Origin of the sequence: Vibrio lentus, assembly GCF_030409755.1 — a bacterium.
GTDB classification, from domain to species: Bacteria; Pseudomonadota; Gammaproteobacteria; order Enterobacterales; family Vibrionaceae; genus Vibrio; species Vibrio lentus.
Window position 1 is genome coordinate 2,243,565 of the sequence record NZ_JAUFQE010000002.1, and the last position, 21,468, is coordinate 2,265,032.

At 44.5% G+C, this 21,468-nt stretch carries 18 protein-coding genes; all 18 read right to left on the reverse strand.

Annotation, left to right across the window (positions count from 1 at the left end; all coding sequences use genetic code 11):
• Window positions 1-54: 54 nt before the first annotated feature.
• The 18 genes from tilS to rpsB all read right to left on the reverse strand — a co-directional run bounded on the left by tilS (window position 55) and on the right by rpsB (window position 21,087).
• Window positions 55-1,389 (reverse strand): tRNA lysidine(34) synthetase TilS, encoded by a 1,335-nt coding sequence (gene tilS, locus QWZ07_RS18370; protein WP_192852231.1) that lies wholly within the window; start codon window positions 1,387-1,389, stop codon window positions 55-57.
• Window positions 1,390-1,513: 124 nt separating this feature from the next.
• Entirely contained in the window at window positions 1,514-2,473 is a 960-nt protein-coding gene (gene accA / locus QWZ07_RS18375) for an acetyl-CoA carboxylase carboxyl transferase subunit alpha (protein ID WP_017107195.1), read from the reverse strand.
• 45 nt (window positions 2,474-2,518) lie between these two features.
• Window positions 2,519-5,998, reverse strand: coding sequence for a DNA polymerase III subunit alpha (gene dnaE, locus QWZ07_RS18380; protein ID WP_192852232.1), 3,480 nt, complete (start codon window positions 5,996-5,998; stop codon window positions 2,519-2,521).
• Window positions 5,999-6,174: 176 nt separating this feature from the next.
• Complete coding sequence (gene rnhB, locus QWZ07_RS18385; protein ID WP_192852334.1) at window positions 6,175-6,795, reverse strand: ribonuclease HII; 621 nt, start codon at window positions 6,793-6,795, stop codon at window positions 6,175-6,177.
• A 33-nt stretch (window positions 6,796-6,828) separates the two neighbouring features.
• Entirely contained in the window at window positions 6,829-8,025 is a 1,197-nt protein-coding gene (gene lpxB / locus QWZ07_RS18390; protein ID WP_192852233.1) for a lipid-A-disaccharide synthase, read from the reverse strand.
• 123 nt (window positions 8,026-8,148) lie between these two features.
• Entirely contained in the window at window positions 8,149-8,937 is a 789-nt protein-coding gene (lpxA, locus tag QWZ07_RS18395; protein ID WP_017107191.1) for an acyl-ACP--UDP-N-acetylglucosamine O-acyltransferase, read from the reverse strand.
• Window position 8,938: 1 nt separating this feature from the next.
• Window positions 8,939-9,391 carry a 3-hydroxyacyl-ACP dehydratase FabZ gene (fabZ, locus tag QWZ07_RS18400; protein WP_017107190.1) on the reverse strand — a complete coding sequence of 151 codons (453 nt, stop codon included), beginning with the start codon at window positions 9,389-9,391 and terminating at the stop codon, window positions 8,939-8,941.
• Between the two features lie 93 nt (window positions 9,392-9,484).
• The gene (gene lpxD, locus QWZ07_RS18405) at window positions 9,485-10,516 is read right to left on the reverse strand and encodes a UDP-3-O-(3-hydroxymyristoyl)glucosamine N-acyltransferase (RefSeq protein WP_192852234.1); all 1,032 of its coding nucleotides are present in this window, start codon (window positions 10,514-10,516) and stop codon (window positions 9,485-9,487) included.
• Between the two features lie 5 nt (window positions 10,517-10,521).
• Complete coding sequence (locus QWZ07_RS18410; RefSeq protein WP_029223473.1) at window positions 10,522-11,022, reverse strand: OmpH family outer membrane protein; 501 nt, start codon at window positions 11,020-11,022, stop codon at window positions 10,522-10,524.
• A gap of 27 nt (window positions 11,023-11,049) precedes the next feature.
• Window positions 11,050-13,455 (reverse strand): outer membrane protein assembly factor BamA, encoded by a 2,406-nt coding sequence (gene bamA / locus QWZ07_RS18415; RefSeq protein ID WP_017107187.1) that lies wholly within the window; start codon window positions 13,453-13,455, stop codon window positions 11,050-11,052.
• A gap of 48 nt (window positions 13,456-13,503) precedes the next feature.
• Window positions 13,504-14,862, reverse strand: coding sequence for a sigma E protease regulator RseP (rseP, locus tag QWZ07_RS18420; RefSeq protein ID WP_102459729.1), 1,359 nt, complete (start codon window positions 14,860-14,862; stop codon window positions 13,504-13,506).
• Window positions 14,859-16,067 carry a 1-deoxy-D-xylulose-5-phosphate reductoisomerase gene (gene ispC / locus QWZ07_RS18425; RefSeq protein ID WP_017110384.1) on the reverse strand — a complete coding sequence of 403 codons (1,209 nt, stop codon included), beginning with the start codon at window positions 16,065-16,067 and terminating at the stop codon, window positions 14,859-14,861. Before ispC ends, rseP begins: the two co-directional genes overlap by 4 nt.
• A gap of 50 nt (window positions 16,068-16,117) precedes the next feature.
• Complete coding sequence (locus QWZ07_RS18430; protein ID WP_192852235.1) at window positions 16,118-16,960, reverse strand: phosphatidate cytidylyltransferase; 843 nt, start codon at window positions 16,958-16,960, stop codon at window positions 16,118-16,120.
• Between the two features lie 15 nt (window positions 16,961-16,975).
• Window positions 16,976-17,728: an undecaprenyl pyrophosphate synthase gene (uppS, locus tag QWZ07_RS18435; protein WP_192852236.1), complete on the reverse strand. Its 753-nt coding sequence runs from the start codon at window positions 17,726-17,728 to the stop codon at window positions 16,976-16,978.
• Window positions 17,729-17,826: 98 nt separating this feature from the next.
• Window positions 17,827-18,384 (reverse strand): ribosome recycling factor, encoded by a 558-nt coding sequence (frr, locus tag QWZ07_RS18440; RefSeq protein WP_029225913.1) that lies wholly within the window; start codon window positions 18,382-18,384, stop codon window positions 17,827-17,829.
• A gap of 97 nt (window positions 18,385-18,481) precedes the next feature.
• The gene (gene pyrH / locus QWZ07_RS18445) at window positions 18,482-19,213 is read right to left on the reverse strand and encodes a UMP kinase (RefSeq protein ID WP_009847418.1); all 732 of its coding nucleotides are present in this window, start codon (window positions 19,211-19,213) and stop codon (window positions 18,482-18,484) included.
• 157 nt (window positions 19,214-19,370) lie between these two features.
• The gene (gene tsf / locus QWZ07_RS18450; protein WP_017107181.1) at window positions 19,371-20,216 is read right to left on the reverse strand and encodes a translation elongation factor Ts; all 846 of its coding nucleotides are present in this window, start codon (window positions 20,214-20,216) and stop codon (window positions 19,371-19,373) included.
• 139 nt (window positions 20,217-20,355) lie between these two features.
• Window positions 20,356-21,087 carry a 30S ribosomal protein S2 gene (gene rpsB / locus QWZ07_RS18455; RefSeq protein ID WP_032500394.1) on the reverse strand — a complete coding sequence of 244 codons (732 nt, stop codon included), beginning with the start codon at window positions 21,085-21,087 and terminating at the stop codon, window positions 20,356-20,358.
• Window positions 21,088-21,468 lie beyond the last annotated feature (381 nt).

The following is a 21,468-nucleotide window of genomic DNA, read 5'->3' on the forward strand; positions in this document are numbered from 1 at the left end:
TATTCCATTAATTATTTTTATTAAAGTGACGTCGAATTGTGACACAAACTTTTTCTACTTGCTCCAAAGCGCTTCACAATCTTGACCTTCGTAGTTCTTATCTACGAATAATCCTAAAACAGCGATCACTCGATCGCCATCCATTAATATAGGTGTTCTGCGTCTTAACCAACTGGGTACTTGGTATTCCTGAAACAGCTTCTTGAGCTTTCTGCTATGCCCGCGCCCGACAGGATGAGCCGAGAGCCCTTCAGGGTTAAAAATGACTCGTAGTGATTCGCTTGTACTCGAGAAACTAAAGCTTTGCGAATCACAGTTATGAGTAACAGAATCACTCGGTAATGAGTTTAAGTGGACCTCTCCTAAGTCATCAGGCAACACTAAGTTGTCACCAATCGAAAGAGCACTTTGCCAGTCGGATAAGTCTTTGGTCTCTTTCACTAAGTAGAGCTGATGATTGAATCGTCGTACTTCAACATCATTCAACACTAGCTTAGGGTTGGCGTCCGCCTGAGCACAAGCCACTTCATCCCAAATAAGTTTTAGCTGCTTTTGGCTTGGCATCGGTTGATTACAATGGCTGATCCACATTCTGATCAAACGTGCTCGTAACAAATCAGAATGCTGAGATAACGCCTCAATGCTTAAGCTCTTACTGCCTCCTAAAGCTTGCAGGAAGTGTGATTCAAGCAACTCATCGAGCAATAACTCTTGCTCTGCGCAAAGCTGAGCACTGCGGCTTACCGACTCGCGAAAACTAGGCCAGCGCTCAGTCAGCGTTGGCGTGACTTGATGGCGAATAAAGTTACGGTCAAAACGCAGATCCTGATTACTCTCATCTTCGACCCAAGTTAACCCCATGTCGTGAGCCGATGCTTCGATGTCTGATCGAGTCACTGACAGCAAAGGCCTCACAATAAACGCTTCGCCAAACGACATCACTTTCGCCATTGAAGAGAGTCCTTTCGGACCACTGCCACGCTTTAACGCCAACAAGAAGGTTTCAAGTTGATCGTCAATGTGCTGACCCGTAACAAGCACATCGCCCTTTCTGATGTGTTGCTGAAAAGCTTGGTATCGAGCATCTCGAGCAAGCTTTTCAACGCTCGCACCACTGTTGATATCCAGCGAGACTCGCTCAACAGCTAACGAAACCGACGAAGCATCGCACCATGCTTGGCATTGTTCTACCCAGTGGTCGGCATGTTCGCTTAGGCCATGGTGGACATGTACCGCACGACACTCAATGCCATGCGTTTGCGAGTACTGCGCCGCGAACTCTAACAAAACTCGAGAATCAACACCGCCACTGAAAGCCACGATCAATCTACTAGGCTTGAGTGCGCTTTGATGAAGTACCGATGTGAAGGTTTCGATTAAGTGAGTCATGAGCGAGTTAACCATGAGAGTAGGTTTGAAGGGAGAATGTTCTAATAATAAAAAAGGGTTGGCACTGAGTCCAACCCTTTCATCATCTTGTTACTTGAAGCTGCCTCATTTCAAGGCACGCTTATCAGCAGTAACCGTAGCTCATTAGGCGTTGGTAACGACGCTCAAGAAGCGATTCGTTGTCAAACTGCTCTAGCTCTTCTAGCTGCTTAACTAGCATGTCTTTCATGTTCTGAGCCGTTTGTACTGGATCGCGGTGCGCGCCACCTAGAGGCTCAGGAATAATTTCGTCGATAAGCTCTAGCTCTTTCAGGCGAGGAGCAACTAGGCCCATCGCTTCAGCAGCTTGTGGCGCTTTATCTGAATCACGCCACAGGATTGAAGCACAACCTTCTGGAGAGATTACTGAGTACGTAGAGTACTGAAGCATGTTCACGTAGTCGCCAACACCGATCGCTAGTGCACCACCAGAACCGCCTTCACCAACAACGTTACAGATAACTGGAACTGAAAGGCCAGCCATTACTTTAAGGTTCTTTGCGATCGCTTCAGATTGACCACGTTCTTCAGCACCAACACCTGGGTAAGCACCCGCTGTGTCGATGAAAGTAATAATTGGCATGTTGAAACGCTCAGCCGTTTCCATTAGGCGAAGTGCCTTACGGTAACCTTCTGGCTTTGGCATACCAAAGTTACGGATCACTTTCTCTTTAGTCTCACGACCTTTCTGGTGACCAATAACCATAACAGGACGACCATTTAGACGAGCCATACCACCTACAATTGCTTTGTCGTCAGCGTAAGCGCGATCGCCCGCCATCTCTTCAAATTCTGTGAAGGCATGCTCCAGGTAATCTTTTGTGTACGGACGTTGAGGGTGACGAGCAAGTTGAGCTACCTGCCACGCACCTAAGTCACTAAAGATTTTCTGTTTAAGCTCTAAGCTTTTTTTCTCTAGTTGTTCAATTTCTTTGTCTAGATCTACCGCTGTGTCACCACCGTGACGCGAAACGTCACGTAGCGCTTCGATTTTTGCTTCAAGTTCAGCGATAGGCTTTTCAAATTCTAGAAAGTTCAGGCTCATCTATGAATCCTTGTTGATTCAGCTCCACAATCATGGAGCTAAATTTTAGTTAAATTCGAGTTCTACTTGGCTATTTCCAAGCAGCTGTTTTAATTCGTCTAGTAATGTATCACTTGGCGTCACACGCCATTCTGTGCCCAATGTTAACCGCGCTCTAGCGTCGGCACGCTGGTAGTATACATTGACTGGGACCGTTCCGGCTCTATAAGGTTCTAAGATTTGACTAAAGCGTTCAAAAAATTGACCATTAATTTGGGATTGGTCGATAGATATCGACACCCCACGAGCATATTTCTCACGGGCGCTTCCTAAGTCCATGACCTCGCGCGCGGACATTTTAAGCCCACCATTGAAATCATCAAAGCTGACCTGTCCAGAAACGACCACAATTTTATCTTTTTCGAGCAATTCAGCGTAGCGATCGAGCGCATCCGAGAACAACATCACTTCCATTCGCCCCGATCGGTCGTCGAGGGTCATCAAACCAATTCGAGTTCCGCGTTTCGTGGTCATTACCCTAGCAGCAATGACCAAACCTGCAATCGTTAAAGACTGATCACGACGCGTCGGCGTCGCATCTTTCAAGCGACAGCTGGTGTATTTCGCAAGTTCTTTAATGTAAGCATTCACCGGGTGACCCGTTAAATACAAACCAAGCGTTTCGCGTTCACCTTCTAGCCAAACCTTTTCAGGCCATTTAGGCACTTGAGTATACTTGTGTTCAACCTCTTCCGGAGCGTCGGTCAAAACACCAAACATATCCGATTGACCAAAAGCCTCAGCGTGGTGATGTTGGCTTGCCGCCTTAACCGCATCTTTCAATGAGGCCATCATTGCTGCTCGGTGAGGGCCTAATCTATCTAAGGCGCCTGACAGAATCAACTTTTCGATAACACGCTTGTTCACTTTTTTCAGATCAAGTCGTGCACAGAAGTCGAACAAGTCTTTAAAGTAACCGCCTTTGTTACGCGCTTCGATAATGGCTTCAATTGGGCCTTCACCAACCCCTTTAATCGCACCAATGCCATAAACAATTGCGCCATCTTCATCGACATTAAAGCGGTATAAACCGGAGTTAATATCAGGCGGAAGAAGCTTGAGCTTCATACGGAAACATTCATCGACAAGGCCAATAACCTTCTCGGTGTTATCCATATCCGCGGTCATTACTGCCGCCATGAATTCCGCAGGGTAGTGCGTTTTCAACCACAGTGTTTGATAAGAAACCAGTGCGTATGCAGCCGAGTGAGATTTGTTAAAGCCGTAGCCCGCAAACTTCTCTACCAAGTCAAAGATCTTCATGGACAGTTCGCCATCAACACCATTGGCTTCAGCACCTTCTTTAAAGGTACCGCGCTGTTTTGCCATCTCTTCAGGCTTTTTCTTACCCATCGCACGACGCAGCATATCGGCTCCACCAAGCGTATAACCCGCAAGGATCTGAGCGATTTGCATTACCTGTTCTTGATACAGGATGATGCCGTACGTAGGTTCTAGTGTCTCTTTAAGCGATTCGTGTTGCCACGTTTCATCAGGGTAAGAGACCGCCTCTCGTCCGTGTTTACGGTCGATAAAGTTATCTACCATGCCTGATTGCAGAGGGCCCGGACGGAACAAGGCCACTAATGCGATGATATCTTCAAAACAGTCGGGTTGCAGACGCTTGATCAGATCTTTCATACCGCGAGATTCCAGTTGGAATACCGCCGTCGTTTCAGAATTTTGTAATAAGTTAAATGATGCTTGATCATCCAGAGGAATCGACTCGATACGAACCGGATCTTTCCCCTCTTTCTTCAAACGTGGGTTCACTAGGCCTAGTGCCCAGTCAATGATCGTCAGTGTACGCAACCCCAAGAAGTCAAACTTAACCAAGCCAGCAGTTTCTACGTCATTCTTATCGAATTGCGTTACTGGGAAGTTACCTTCCGCATCGGCATAGATAGGTGCAAAATCAGTAATCGTGGTCGGTGAGATTACAACACCACCCGCGTGTTTACCTGCGTTTCGCGTACAACCTTCTAGAATTCGACATTTATCGATCAGTTCACGAACTTCTTCATCGCCGTCGTAGAGTTCTGGCAAGGCAGGCTCAGCTAGGAAGGCTTTCTCTAGTGTCATACCCGGATCAGGCGGTACAAGCTTTGAAATTCGATCGACAAAGCCAAACGGGTGACCCAGTACACGGCCTACATCGCGGATTACCGCTTTCGCCGCCATGGTACCGAAGGTAATGATCTGAGAAACAGCATCACGACCGTACATTTCAGCCACGTGATCAATAACTTGGTCACGCTTATCCATACAGAAGTCGATATCGAAATCGGGCATGGATACACGTTCTGGGTTCAAGAAACGTTCGAACAGCAAGTCGTATTCAAGTGGATCAAGATCGGTGATATCAAGCGCGTAAGCCACCAAAGAACCGGCACCAGAACCACGACCAGGACCTACTGGTACATCATTATCTTTTGACCACTGGATAAACTCCATTACGATCAAGAAGTAACCTGGGAAACCCATGTTGTTGACAACTTCAAGCTCGATCTTGAGTCGCTCATCGTATTCAGGCCTGCGTTCAGCTCTGACTTTCTCATCAGGAAATAGGAATGCTAAACGTCGTTCAAGACCTTCTTCTGACTTTTTGATCAAGAAGTCTTCAATCGCCAAACCTTCCGTCGGGAAGTTAGGCAAGAAGTATTCGCCCAATCGCACGGTGACATTACAACGCTTAGCGATCTCAACACTGTTTTCTAGAGCTTCAGGAATGTCTGAGAACAGCTCACACATCTCTTCTTCGCTACGTAGATACTGCTGTGGGCTGTAGTTTTTTGGTCGACGTGGATCAACCATGGTAAAGCCGTCGTGAATCGCCACACGGATTTCATGAGCGTCAAACAAGTCTTCAGAAATGAATACCACTTCGTTGGTCGCGACAACTGGCAAGTCTTCTTGCTCGGCGAGTTCCAGCGCAAAGTGCAGATAAGACTCTTCATCCGGACGTCCTGTACGGATCAGCTCCAGATAAAATCGGTCGGCAAAGTGTGTTTTGTAAAACTCGACACTACTTGCAACCAACTCTCGGTTGCCTTTCAGCAACGCCTTACCAATCTCACCTTCTTTCGCACCCGATAAAAGAATCAGGCCTTCGGCATGCTCAATCAGCCACTCTTTATCAATCACTGGCTGATGCTGTACGTGACCACGAAGGTAAGCTTTTGAAATCAATAACGTTAGGTTATTGTAACCTTTGTTACTCGTTGCAATAACGGTGAGTTTGGTCAATTCGTCGCCAAACTCAGGAGACTGCATCAGGAAGTCAGCACCAATAATTGGCTTAACCCCACACCCATGGGCTGTACCGTAGAATTTCACCAAACCACATAGGTTGGTAAAGTCGGTCAGTGCTAGAGCAGGCATACCCATCTCAGCAACTTTCTTAACCAGTGGCGGTACCTTTGATAGGCCATCCACCATAGAAAAGTCACTGTGTACGCGAAGGTGAACAAATTTTGGATCTGACATTATTTTTCCTGAGTTCTAGGCTTGAGCCTAGGATTACAACTGTGTGTATTCTATTTTTTTCTACTGCAAGTAGGCAACTTTATTCGATGCCCAGCTCCAATCAATAGGAAGTCACTATCAACAAGAAGCAACTATCAATAGGAAGCCAGAGCAATATAAAGTTTAATCGATGCGCTCTAATCTATGCCAAGAATACGTTTTACTGGCTTAAAGCTTTTGCGGTAATGCTCAGTTACACCATGTTTTTCAATCGCTTCGAAATGCGCTTTGGTCGGGTAACCTTTATGTTGAGCAAAACCAAACTCTGGATGAAGCTTATCAAGTTCTTCCATCTCTTGGTCACGAACTACCTTAGCGATGATAGACGCTGCGCTGATTTCAGCAACTCGCAAGTCCCCTTTCACAATCGCCAAACCATCCATCGGTAATTCTGGAACACGGTTACCATCGATCAGAGCCATGTCTGGCTGAACGCTTAGCCCTGCGATAGCTCGCTGCATAGCAACCATGGTCGCTTGTAGAATATTTAACTCATCAATTTCTTGTGGAGAGCAACGGCCCACCGACCACGCCAATGCTTTCTCTTTTATCTCAGGAAGCAGCGCAAGACGTTTCTTCTCTGACAATTTTTTTGAGTCGTTTAAGCCTTCAATGGGATTATTAGGATCGAGGATAACGGCCGCAGTCACGACATCACCGACTAATGGGCCACGACCCACTTCATCCACACCAGCAAACAACTGGTAGCCTTGAGGGTATTCAAACGGAGGAAGCTCTTTTTTCTCTTTTACTGCCATCATTATTCTCTTAGTGTTCTGTAAACAAGCGTTTTATGACTCAACAAATGGTCGGTTAATCAGTTTCAATACCGCGTTAGCCGCTTGTTTATCCGCGTCTTTACGGATCCAGTGATGCATTTCAGTAAAGCGTTCAATCAATGGCGCATTGTCCGTTGAAAGCATCTTGTCGACCGATGGGAAAAGGTAATCTGGGTGACACTCTTCAAGAATGTGTTCTTTTACGATTTCTTCACCCGCTAGGATATTCGGTAACGAGACAAATTCTGTGATCGACAATTTCTTCACGATATAGCCAGTGAGCTTGTTGACCTTGTAGCCTACGACCATCGGACGCTTAAGCAACATACATTCAAGTGCAACGGTACCAGAAGCTAGTAGAACTGAGTCGGAAGCGGTAATCACGTTTCTCGCAGTATCTTCCACTAGTGTGAATTCCAACTCAGGTGCGGTAGCTTGCCATATCTCGATAAACTGTTTTTTACGCTGTTCATTAACCAACGCAACAACAAAGTTAATATCAGGATATTTCTGCTTAATACGCTGACAAGTCTCGATAAATGGCTGAGCAATCAAGCTCATTTCACCACCACGACTACCCGGCAATACCGCTAGCCACTGCTTATCTTGATCAAGACCTAAAAGCTCTCGAGCGTCTCGTTTACTCGGTTCCAAAGGAATCGAGTCTGCCAACGTATGGCCAACGAATTCACAGGCAACGTTATATTTATCGTAGAACGCTTTTTCGAACGGTAGGAAAGCCAATACCAAGTCGGTTGCTTTATCGATTTTAAAGATACGCTTTGGACGCCAAGCCCATACTGAAGGACTCACGTAATGCACTGTTTTGATGCCAGCGTTCTTAAGATCCAACTCAAGCCTCAGGTTGAAGTCAGGCGCATCAATACCAACAAACACATCGGGTGGATTTTGAGTGAAATACTTCACCAGTTCCGCTTTCACTTTAAGTAAGCGAGGCAAACGTCCCAGTACTTCAACCAAGCCCATCACAGCAAGCTCTTCCATTTCGAAAAGAGACTCACAACCAAGGGCTTTCATTTTGGGGCCGCCAATACCGACGAATTCTGCATTTGGGTATTGTGATTTAATCGCTTTTATAAAGCCTTCACCCAGTGTGTCGCCAGAAAGCTCCCCAACAACGATGCCCACACGCAGTGGTTCGTTCGAAACAAAATTCGAGGTGTTAGTTTGTGTATCTTGCTGTGCCATAGTTTTCCCTTCTCGCCTAAAGCAAAAAAGACCGCCTAATGAGTAGCGATCTTTTTGTTATACCAATCTGATTAAGTAATTACTGTCATACTTGCGCTGATTGGTACACAATCACATCAAGTATTAACGAATAATACCGCGCTCAGAGTTCTCTAGCATTTCTAGCATAGGAGTAACCGAAGTAAACTCTTTTGCCATTTCAACTAAAGCCGCTTTCGCTTCTTCAAGTGTTTTACCTGAACGGTATAACTCTTTGTACGCTTTCTGTAGTGCACGAATTTCAGGTTTCTCAAATCCGTTACGCTTCAAGCCAACAAGGTTCAAACCAAATGGAGCAGCGTGGTTACCCTGTGCAAGCACGTACGGCAGTACATCTTGAACAACTGCAGAACAACCGCCAATGTACGCATAAGCGCCAATTGAACAGAACGGGTGAATCGCAGACAGTGCCATTACGCCAGCGTAATCGCCAACCGTCACGTGACCGCCAAGGATAGCGTTGTTACCAATGTGAGTGTGGTTTCCAACGATTACATCATGCGCTACGTGAGCGTTTACACAAAGTAAGTTGTCGTCACCAATCACTGTGGTTGCTTTGTCTTGAGTCGTACCACGGTGGATCTGAACGGCTTCACGAATCACGTTGCGATCACCGATCACTACTGTTGTTGCTTCGCCGCCATACTTCTTGTCTTGGTTTTCTTCACCAATCACAGCGTGTGGGAAGATACGGTTTTCTTTACCAATGGTTGTGTGACCTTTAATCACAACGTGCGACATAATCTCTGTGTCGTCACCAATAGTCACAGTACCAGCAATGTAAGTGAAAGGCCCAACCGTCACGTTAGCACCGATAGTTACATCACCTTCGATTACTGCTGCCGGGTGAATTTTCGCTGTTTCATGAATCATATTAAAACTCTCTACGAGCACATTTAAGTTCAGCTGAACACACTACAGCGCCGTCAACTTTAGCCACACCGTTAAATGATGCAATGCCACGACGTTCTTTTAGGAACTCAACTTCGATAACCAGTTGGTCACCAGGTACCACTGGCTTACGGAATTTTGCTTTATCAACACTTGCGAAGTAGTAAAGTTCGTTACCAGAAGGCGCACCAAAAGATTTAAATGCAAGAAGACCTGTAGCTTGAGCCATTGCTTCTAAGATCAACACGCCTGGGAATACAGGAAGCTGTGGGAAGTGGCCTGTGAACTGAGGTTCATTAACAGAAACATTCTTAATCGCGGTCAGTGTTTTTTCTTTTTCAAAGCTAGTCACACGATCAACCATTAAGAATGGGTAGCGATGAGGTAATAGTTCCTGAATTTCAGTAATGTTCATCGTTGTCTGTTCAGTAGTCAAAGTCGTATTCCTATGTATATTCTTTATTTAATTAGAAGGATTATAAACGAAAAAGACTCGCTGTACGCGAGCCTTTTATTAGAAATGCTGGAATTATGATTCCGCGCTCTTCTCGATAAGTTTTTCAACGGTTTTCAAACGCTTGTTCATTTCATCAATACGATGAACTCGCGTCGCTGTTTTACGCCAGTCTTTATTTGGCTGTAAAGGAATACCAGATGAATACATACCTTTCTCAGTGATGCTGCGCATTACCATCCCCATACCGGTGATTGTAACGCCGTCAACGATTTCAATGTGACCATTAATCACACAACCGCCACCAATAATACAGTACTTACCTATCGTAGTGCTGCCAGCCACAATAGTACCACCAGCAATTGCCGAACCATATCCGATGTGAACATTGTGAGCAATTTGAAGTTGGTTATCTAAGATAACGTTGTCTTCAATCACTGTATCGTCCAACGCACCACGGTCGATGGTCGTACACGCGCCAATTTCTACGCGGTTACCAACGCGAACCGAACCGACTTGAGGGATCTTAACCCACTCGCCTTTTTCGTTCGCATAACCAAAGCCATCAGAACCAATCACTGTGCTTGATTGAATCAAACACGCAGTGCCAATGATCACTTCATGATAAATACTTACATTAGCCCAAAGCTTAGTGCCTGAGCCAATTTGAGCATTCTTACCAATAAAACAACCAGCACCAATGATCACGTCATCACCAAGGACAACACCAGATTCAATCACAGCATTTGCACCAATAGACACATTTTGTCCAATGGTTGCATCACCGGAGATTGAAGCTGAATCAGCGATAGCCGCAGCCGGTGCAGGAGTAATGTCCAGCGCTTGAGCAACTTTAGCAAAAGCAACATAAGGGTCATTAACCACAATTACATTGGTTTTACACAGTTCGCGTTCACTCTCTTTAACCATAATAGCGGATGCTTTACAGTCACCTAGGTGCTTGCTGTACTTCACGTTAGAAAGGAACGTAATACTTCCTTCTAGCGCTTTATCCATAGGAGCAACCGCTGAAACAGTAATAGTACCGTCTCCGTGTAGCTCTCCCCCGGTAATCGTTGCCAATTCGGCTAAAGTCAGATTCTTCATAAAACTTATTTCAGTGCTTTAATTACTTTCTCAGAGATGTTGTATTCTGGCTTGCCATATTGCAGAGCTTGAATATCAACAATCATGTCGTAGCCTTCTTTCTCTGCAACTTTTGTTACAGCATCTTGAATCACTTTGAATAGCTTCTGCTTCTCTTGTGCTTCACGACGTTGGCTTGCTTTTTCTAGTGCTTGAGCTTTGATTTTGTACTTGCTGTCCAATTGACCAACTTCGATACGAAGTTTTTCAATTTCATCAGGACCTAGCAATTCGCCATCACGCTTAAGCTTTTCGATCTTGGTCTTAGCTTCAGCTTGGATGCTTTGAAGCTCAGCCGCTTTATCTTTGAACTCTTCCTGCATTTTTTGAAGAACAACTTCACGCTGAGGTAGAGCCTGGAATACTTGTGCAGTGTTTACATAACCCACTTTTTGCGCAGCTTCTGCAGCTGTTGCAAAGAAAGAAGAGCTAAGAACTACAAGGCCTAAACCTGCTGCTTTAATCATATTTTTCAAAATATTGTCCTTTAAATATTAGAAAGTTCTACCAATGGTAAATGTGAAGAATTCCTCATCATCACCTTCGTAAATTTTAACTGGTTTCGCTAGAGAGAAAACCAGTGGGCCCATCGGAGACATCCACTGAAGGGCTGCACCATAAGATGAACGGTAATTGGTTGGATCTGAGTAATCGTAGTAGTACTGGCTGCCACTGTTAGGTGCGCCACGGTCTACGAACTCAGTATCCCATACACTTGCCATGTCGAAGAAGACACTGGTTCGAATTTGGCTACGCGCTTCATCAGAAGCAAACGGTGTAGGTACAATTAACTCTAAACTCGCCAAAGCAACCGCGTTACCACCAACCGAGTCATCGGTAGCAGAATCGTATGTAGGGTTGTTACCCGTGCTGTTTCCGTAAACGGCTTTTGGACCCGCTGAGTTAGAACCAAAGCCACGCAGCGTTGTAAAACCACCCGCGTAGTAGTTCTCGTAGAATGGGAACAAGTTATCATTACCATCCGTTTGACCATAACCATTACCATAGCCTAATCGGCCACGCATCAATAGTGTGAACTCATGCTTTTTGGTCAGCGGGATGTAATGTTTTACATCGTACTGCGCTTTGAAGTACTTAGCATCAGAGCCCGGTACGGTCATTTTAGCAAAAGCACGTTGGTGGTTACCTTCTGTAGGGAAGAAACCACGGTTAAGATTGTTACGAGTCCAAGAGATATTGATATCGAAGTCATCGGTTAGGATGTGTTCGTCACCATATTGGTCAATACTTCTCGCGAACTGTTCAACTTGGATATACGTCGGAACGTTACCGATCTTGTTGTGCGTGTAGCCTACGCCAAATTCGATACGGTTAAGCTCATCCACAGGGAAACCCCATGTTAGGCTCGTACCATAACTTTGGTTGGTATAGTCGACGATACCCGCTTCAGATGCTTCAAACTCGTTGTAGAAGATCTTACCGCCCAAACTCACACCATCAAGGTTCCAGTATGGGTCACGGTAGTCCAAGCTCACGTTCTTTTGGTAATCGTTCATCATGGCACTTACGCCAACACGGTTACCAGAACCAGCAAAGTTGTCTTGTTGTAGGCCAACTTGGAAGCTCACACCCGATTCAGTACCGTAGCCGACACCAAAGTTGATGCTACCTGAGTTTGCTTCTTTTACGTTGTAAACCAAATCAACTTGATCGTCACTACCAGGAACACGTACTGTCTGTACATCAACCGTTTCGAAGAAACCTAAACGGTTAAGTCGGCTCTTACCAGTATCAATCGATCGAGAGTTAAGCCAGCTGCCTTCCATTTGACGCATTTCACGACGTAGAACTTCATCTTTGGTCGAGTTGTTACCCGTAAAGCGAATATCACGAACGTAGATACGGCTGCCCGCTTCTACATTGATAACAAGCGAAACCTCTTTGGTCTCATCATCGAATTCAGGAATAGTACGAACTTGTGGGTAGGCATAACCTGATTCACCAAGAATTCGCTTAACGCCTTCTTCTAAAGAAGTTACAGAAGAGCCGTTGTACGTATCGCCATCTTCAAATGGGACTAATGCATCAAAGTCAGCCTCACGGCCAATTAGCTCACCACGAAACGCGACATCTTTAACGGTGTATGCTTCGCCTTCATCAATACCCAGCGTGATGTAAACGCCTTTCTTGTCTGGAGAGATCGCAACTTGTGTCGAATCCACCTTAAACTTCAGATAACCACGATCAAGATAGTAAGATTTCAGAGCTTCGATATCACCCGCTAAAACTTGCTTTTGGTATTTTTCATCCGCAAGGAAATTCCACCATGCAACATCTACGTTTAGGTTAAAACGGCTAAGAAGTTCAGCATCAGAATAGACTTCGTTTCCGATAAAGTTAATTTGCTGAATCTTCGCAGATACGCCTTCAGTAAACACAAACTTAAGGTCAGAACGGTTACGTGGCAATGGAGTCACAACCGCTTTTACTGTCGCGTTGTATTTACCTACGCTGTAGTAAAAATCTTCAAGACCTTTCTCGATGTTACTCAGCGTTGTACGATCAAGCGCTTCACCTTCACGAACACCAGATGCATCTAGGTTCTGTTGAAGTTGCTCTTCTTTAATCGCTTTGTTACCCGAGAATGAAATGCTTGCGATAGTTGGTCGTTCTTTTACTTGAACAATCAAAACACCTTCATCACGCAGTACTTTAACGTCCTCAAAGTTACCTGAAGCATATAATGCACGAATGATCTCAGATACATCGCCTTCTTCTACTTGATCGCCAATACGCACCGGCATTTTCAGTAGAGCAGCACCAAGTGCAACACGCTGTAAACCTTCGATCTTAATATCTTGAACTACAAAGTTTTGTGCTCCGTTCGCAGCCACACTAGTGGCCAATAGACTTGCGAACAGAATTTGCTTAATCGCCATACTTATTCTAATTATTCCTTGCTACTAACAATGTCTGTAAGAAACCATTTACAGACGAGTAAAATCGTTAAATATTGCCAGAGCCATCAAAGAGAAGATAATTGCACTTCCCAGTCGATACCCTATTTCCTGAACTTTCTCAGGGACGGGTTTACGAGTAATGGCTTCAATAGCGAAAAAGAGCAAATGTCCGCCATCAAGCATAGGCAGCGGAACCAAATTAATGATACCTAAGTTAACACTGATCAGAGCCAAAAAGCCCAAGAAGTAAACCAGACCATAATCGGCGGTTGTACCTGCACCTTTAGCAATCGAAATAGGGCCACTTAGGTTATTTAAGCCAACATCACCAACGATGAGCTTTTTAAGCATTGTCAGCGTCAAACCAATGATCTGACCTGTTTTATCAAATGCTTTTCCTACAGACTCAATTACACCAAATTGTAACTCAAAGCGATAATCTTCTGGCCATTCTGCGACTTCTGGAGCAATACCCGCATAGCCGATTGTGGAACCATCAGAAAGCTCTCGACTTTTTGGAGTAAGAACCAATTGCTGCTTCACACCATTTCGCAACACGTTGACGTTTATCGAGGTTTCCGGATTCGCTCGAATTAACTCAACTACCGATTGCCACTTTTCAATAGGTTGCTCATTAATTTCGACAATTTTATCACCCGCTTCGAATCCTGCAGAGTATGCAGCACCGTCTTCAATAATTTGAGCGAGCGTTGTCGATATTTCTGGCGAATACGGTCTAAAACCAAGCGTTGTCATTGCAGATTCAGTTTCTGGGTTAAACGACCAGTCTGAAATGTCCAATGTCATTTGTTGCTCAAAGCCAATATCATCAGGAGAAGAAACCGTTACTGTCATGGATTGATCACCGATATGTGATATCAAACCCATGTTTACTGATTCCCAATCTGCGGTTTTGATTCCTGAAATAGATTTAAGTTCCATCCCACTTTCAATTCCGGCTTGTGCCACGATAGATTGAGGAGTGACTTCTCCAATTACCGGTTTAACCGCTGGTACGCCGATCAAAAATACTAACCAGTACGCGAACACCGCAAAGATAAAGTTAAATGCAGGACCTGCACCCACTATCGCTGTTCGTTTCCATAGCGGCTTCTTATCAAAAGCGTATTGCTGCTCTTCGTCAGAAAGGTCGTCAACACGACCATCAAGCATTTTAACGTAGCCGCCTAATGGAATCACTGACAAGCTGTATTCCGTGCCATCACGGCCAACTTTGCTCCAGATTGATTTACCAAAACCAATCGAAAATTTTTCGACTTTCACACCACAACGGCGAGCAACCCAGAAATGTCCAAACTCGTGAACAGCAACCAGAATGCCAAGCGCTACAATAAAAGATGCGAAGTTCCACAGAATTCCACTCATGCTAGCTGCTCTTTAATAAATTGAATGGCTATTTGACGAGACATATTATCGAGCTCAAGAAGGCTTTCCAAGCTATCTAAGCCCTCAGAGTTATATTGTTCACATACTTTGCTCATAACATGCTCGTTAATGATAGCAATATCGGTAAACTTCACATGATTGTTCAAGAAAGCATCGACTGCAATTTCGTTTGCCGCATTAATTGCTGTTGTCGCATGCTGACCTAAGTAGCATGCTTCGATCGCTAATCTCAAACATGGGTAACGAGTTAAATCAGGCTCTAAGAATGTCAACTCGCCAATCTTAGTAAAGTCCAACGGCTTCACGCCCGCTTCAGTACGATCAGGATAAGACATGGTCAAAGCAATTGGCGTCGCCATATCAGGTTCACCCATTTGAGCCAGTACCGAGCCATCTTTGTACTGAACCATAGAATGAATCACAGACTGAGGGTGGATAATAACTTTGAGTTGCTCTTTAGAGGCATTAAATAACCACTTAGCCTCAATGTACTCTAAGCCTTTATTCATCATCGTAGCTGAATCAACAGAGATCTTAGGTCCCATTGACCAGTTAGGGTGCGCAATAGCACGCTCTGGAGTAACGGATTCAAGCTCTGCAACATCGGTATAGCGGAAAGGACCGCCAGAACCCGTCAAGAGAATATGGTTGATACCGTTCTCTTCCAGATTACAACGACCTAGATTGGTTTGTACATTTTGCGGTAGGCATTGAAAGATAGCATTGTGTTCACTATCGACAGGAAGTAGCTCAGCGCCATATTTTTCGACTGCGTCGATGAACAACTGCCCTGACATCACTAAGGCTTCTTTGTTAGCCAGTAAGATACGCTTGCCCGCTTTAACTGCTGACATAGTAGGAAGCAAGCCTGCCGCTCCAACAATCGCAGCCATCACAGTATCGACTTCTTTTAAAGAAGCGACCTGACACATCCCTTCAGGGCCAGATAGCACCTCTGTTTTAGGATGACTGGCAGACAAAATTTCAGCTAATCGAGACGCTGCATCTGGGCACGCCATAGCTACGTAGCTAGGGTTCCACTTTTCAACTAACGCCAACATCTTGTCGACATTCGAACCTGCTGCTAGTGCGACAACTGAATAGAGCGTCGGGTTTTTCTCAACCACTTTCAGTGTACTTGCACCGATAGAGCCTGTAGCACCAAGGATAGTTAGATTTCGCATCGCATATGACCGTAGAAATGTAATAAAGGGCAGAATCACTGCCCTTTTTATTAGAATGCTAAATAAAGCAGAGCAAAGACAGGGAATGCAGCCGTTAAGCTATCTATTCTATCAAGTATACCACCATGACCAGGAATCAGATTACTGCTGTCTTTGACCCCGGAAACACGCTTAAACATGCTTTCAACAAGGTCACCAAGAACAGAGATAACAACCGTCACGAGGGTGATAACAATCATGTGAAGAGGACTGGTAAACTGGATATCAAACAAATCAGCAAAGATCCAAGCCACGATCACCGCAGTAATAATACCGCCAATAAGACCTTCAATCGTCTTATTTGGGCTTACCGCTGGCGCCATTTTACGCTTACCAAAGCTCTTACCTGAAAAGTATGCGCCGCTATCTGCAGCCCACACGAGCAAGCAAACAAACATCACTAGCTTTGCACCATGATAAGGATCCGCATCGATACCGTTAGCGCGCAGAATCACCACACTCCAAAAGAATGGCAGCAGAGTAAGTAGCCCAAAGCCGTGTCTAAGAATAGAAGAGTCTTTCCATGCAGGCATAGACTTAGGATAAGTCACCGCCATACCACTCGCTATCACCCACCAAATCGAACCAATACTAAGAATGGCGTAGTGAGCACTAGAAAGGTGATTAAGGCTAAATGCATCAAAAGGGATAAAAGCAAAACTGGCAGCACTCACCACAACCGTTGGAATCAACGCTAAATAACGCGATGTGCTTTCAACAAACTGAGTCCACTCCCAAAAGCCTAATAGCGTAATTACCGCTAATGAAAGTATAAATGTGGGAAGTGATAACTCGAAAATACCTAGAATAACTAGGGGAGCCAAAATCAACGCCGTAATAATTCGTTGTTTCAAACCAAAAAATCCTTATTAACTATCCATCAGAGCTTTAATCTGTTCACCCGTGCATCCAAAACGACGCTCACGGTTTACAAACCAAGTCACAGCTTCTACTAAGCTGTCTTCATTAAAGTCTGGCCAGAATTGTTCAGTGAAATACATTTCAGCGTAAGCCAATTGCCAAAGCATAAAGTTGCTAATGCGACATTCACCACTGGTGCGAATCAGCAGATCAACTTCAGGAATATCAGACATTGTTAGGTGCTTTGTAATCATAGCTTCATCAATGTCTTCTACATTAATATCACCAGACTTTACCTGTTGAGCAATAGAGGTCATTGCTTGCTGAATATCCCACTTACCGCCGTAGTTAGCCGCAATATTGATAACCATACCAGTATTGGCGTTAGTCAAAGCCTCGGCTTCTTCTATCTTCTTTTGTAGTCGATCATTGAAACGACTTTTATCACCAATAACACGAAGTTGTAGATTATTTTTATGAAGCTTTTTTACTTCACTAGAAAGGACTGAGATAAACAGTTCCATCAAAATACCGACTTCTTCTTCTGGTCGACGCCAGTTCTCGCTGCTAAATGCAAAAAGTGTAACAGCTTTGATGCCAAGTCTGGCAGCAGAAGAGATGGTTTTTCGAACGGCTTGAACACCGTTTTTATGGCCAAAGACGCGAGGCTTGCCCTGAGCTTTTGCCCAGCGGCCATTACCATCCATAATGATAGCAATGTGTTTAGGAAGAGAGTCTGTGAACGCTTGAGAATTATGCATAAAAGAGTGAATCAAATTCTAATAGTCGAACAGAGTAGCATAAAAAAACGCTGAACAGTGAGTACAGCGTTTTTCCAGTAAGTAAAGAATATGGGAAATTAAACTTCCATCAACTCTTTTTCTTTCGTAGCTAGAACTTCATCTACGTTCTTAACAGCAACGTCAGTTAGCTTTTGAATTTCGTCTTGTGCTTTACGATCTTCATCTTCAGAAATTTCTTTGTCTTTCAGAAGTGCTTTAAGATCGCCATTCGCGTCACGACGGATGTTACGGATAGCAACACGGCCACCTTCAGCTTCGCCACGAACGATTTTAACTAGGTCTTTACGACGCTCTTCCGTTAGCGGTGGAAGTGGAACACGGATAACTGTACCAGCAGACATAGGGTTTAGGCCTAGGTCAGACGACATGATTGCTTTTTCAACAAGAGGCGTCAGTGTTTTATCAAATACAGTGATCGCTAGAGTACGTGCGTCTTCAGCAATAACGTTAGCAACTTGGGTCAAAGGCGTTGGTGCACCGTAGTACTCAACAGTCAGACCAGAAAGTAAGCTCGGGTGTGCACGACCTGTACGAATCTTTTGCAGGCTGTTTTTTAGTGCATCAACACTTTTTACCATGCGCTCTTGAGCGTCTTTTTTGATTTCGTTAATCACAATTTCACCTTGATTATGTTCTTTCTTCAAGAAAGCTTTTTATTTGGAGTGATAAGGATAAGCTTACTAAAGTGTAAACCTCAGTAAGCCCGAAAAATTAGTCAGCATCGCTGATTAATGTACCTTCAGTTTCACCCATAACCACGCGGCGTAGTGCGCCTGGTTTATTCATGTTAAATACACGGATTGGCATTTTGTGATCACGTGCTAGCGTAAATGCAGCCAAATCCATTACTTTCAATTCTTTCTCAAGAATCGTGTTGTAAGACAAAGTATCATACAGCTCTGCGTCTGGGTTTGCTACTGGGTCAGCAGTAAATACACCATCTACTTTCGTCGCTTTTAGAACTACGTCAGCTTCGATTTCGATACCACGTAGACACGCAGCAGAATCTGTAGTGAAGAATGGGTTACCAGTACCTGCAGAGAAGATCACAACGCGACCTTGACGTAGTTGGCTGATTGCATCTGCCCAGTTGTAATCGTCACACACACCTTTAAGAGGGATTGCAGACATTACACGTGCGTTTACGTAAGCACGGTGTAGAGCGTCACGCATTGCAAGGCCGTTCATTACCGTTGCAAGCATACCCATGTGGTCACCAACAACGCGGTTCATACCTGCTTCTGCAAGGCCTGCGCCACGGAAAAGGTTACCGCCACCGATAACAACACCTACTTGAACACCTAGTTCAACCAATTCTTTTACTTCTTGAGCCATACGATCAAGGATCGTCGGGTCAATACCAAAACCTTCTTCGCCTTGTAGTGCTTCACCGCTAAGTTTTAACAGAATACGTTGATACGCCGGTTTAGGGTTCGTAGTCATGGAGTTTACCTTCCAAAGAGTTGATGATTAACAGTCATGGATAAAAACTGATTAGCTCAGTTCGCATTCATAACAGCTAAAAGCCAAAAATAATTCACTATTCATAAAAAGACCGCAGCATTTGCCACGGTCTTTTTTTCAATCAATACGCTAAGGATTAACCTTGTTGTACCGCTGCAACTTCGTCTGCGAAGCTCATTTCAGCAGCTTTCTCGATACCTTCACCAACTTCTAAACGAACGAAGGTAGTAACTGATGCGCCTTTCTCTTTAAGAATGTCAGCAACAGTTTTCTTAGGTTCCATGATGAAAGCTTGACCAGTAAGAGATACTTCGCCCGTGAATTTCTTCATACGGCCGATAACCATTTTCTCAGCGATCTCTTGTGGTTTGCCTTCGTTCATAGCGATTTCTACTTGAACAGCTTTTTCTTTTTCTACTACGTCAGCAGGTACGTCAGATGGGTTAACGTACTCAGGCTTAGAAGCAGCAACGTGCATAGCGATGTGCTTAAGCGTTTCAGCTTCGCCTTCACCAGCTACAACAACACCGATTTTCTCGCCGTGACGGTAAGAAGCTAGTGCAACACCTTCAACAAGCTCAACACGACGGATGCTGATGTTCTCACCGATCTTAGTTACTAGAGCGATACGTGCGTCTTCAAACTTAGCTTGAAGAGCAGTGATGTCTAGACGTTCAGCTAGAGCCGCTTCAGCAACTTCGTTAGCGAATGCAAGGAAACCTGCATCTTTAGCTACGAAATCAGTTTGGCAGTTCACTTCAAGAAGAGCAGCAACGCCAGCTTCTTCTTTAATGATGATTGTGCCTTCTGCAGCAACGTTACCAGCTTTTTTAGCTGCTTTCGCTGCGCCAGATTTACGCATGTTTTCAATTGCTAGCTCGATGTCGCCTTCAGCAGCAACAAGCGCTTTTTTACATTCCATCATGCCCGCTGCAGTGCGTTCACGAAGTTCTTTAACTAGAGCTGCAGTTACAGTTGCCATTCTCTATTCCTTAGTAAATTCTAAAAAAGATAAAAAACAGGGGCCTAATTAATTGGGCCCCTGATATTGACTGTATTCAGTCCGTTAAGCCATCGATTATGACCGCTTAATATGAACTAAATATGGCTCAGAGCCGCTATTATTCAGCTTCTACAAAACCGTCTTTTTCAGCAGCTACAGCAGCAACATCTTTGTTACGACCTTCTTTAACCGCGTCTGCAGCAGCGTTTAGGTAAAGCTGTACTGCACGGATTGCATCATCGTTACCTGGGATAACGAAGTCAACGCCGTCTGGGTTAGAGTTAGTATCAACTACAGCGTAAACTGGGATACCTAGGTTGTTTGCTTCTTTAACTGCGATGTGTTCGTGATCAGCATCGATAACGAATAGAGCGTCTGGAAGGCCGCCCATGTTCTTGATACCACCAAGAGATTTCTCTAGCTTCTCCATTTCACGAGTACGCATTAGAGCTTCTTTCTTAGTAAGCTTGTCGAAAGTACCGTCTTGAGCTTGCGCTTCAAGTTCTTTCAGACGCTTGATAGACTGACGAACAGTTTTGTAGTTCGTTAGCATACCGCCTAACCAGCGGTTGTTAACGTAGAACTGGTTGCTGTTGATAGCAGCTTCTTTAACAGCTTCAGATGCAGCGCGCTTAGTACCAACAAAAAGAACTTTACCTTTCTTCTCGCCAACTTTAGCAATTTCAGCTAGAGCTTCGTTGAACATTGGTACAGTTTTTTCTAGGTTGATGATATGAACCTTGCTACGAGCACCAAAGATGAATGGCTTCATTTTTGGGTTCCAGTAACGAGTTTGGTGACCGAAGTGAACACCAGCTTTAAGCATATCGCGCATTGATACAGTTGCCATTTTAAAATCCTCTATGGGGTTAGGCCTCCACACTCCCCATGAATCCGACCCCTAACAACTAACCACTTTTTCAGCCGTTATCTGTGTTGTTGAGGCACCCCGGAACATGTGTCGGAATGTGTGTGATTTAAAGATATAAGTTAGTGGACACGAAGCTTGTTTCGCCAATTGGAGAAAACAGTCCTGATGTCCGGCGCGCTTTATACCATATTTTGTCCATCTATGGCTAGAAAAAAATATAAAAATGGCGGTTGCTATACTGATCTTTGATGCTGTATTTCTCTTATAAATAGTACCAATAACGCAAGAGGCTATCGGCTTAAAGTTGAACACTATTCAATCACGCTTAGTAGTAACCACCAGCATTATATGGGTATCAGA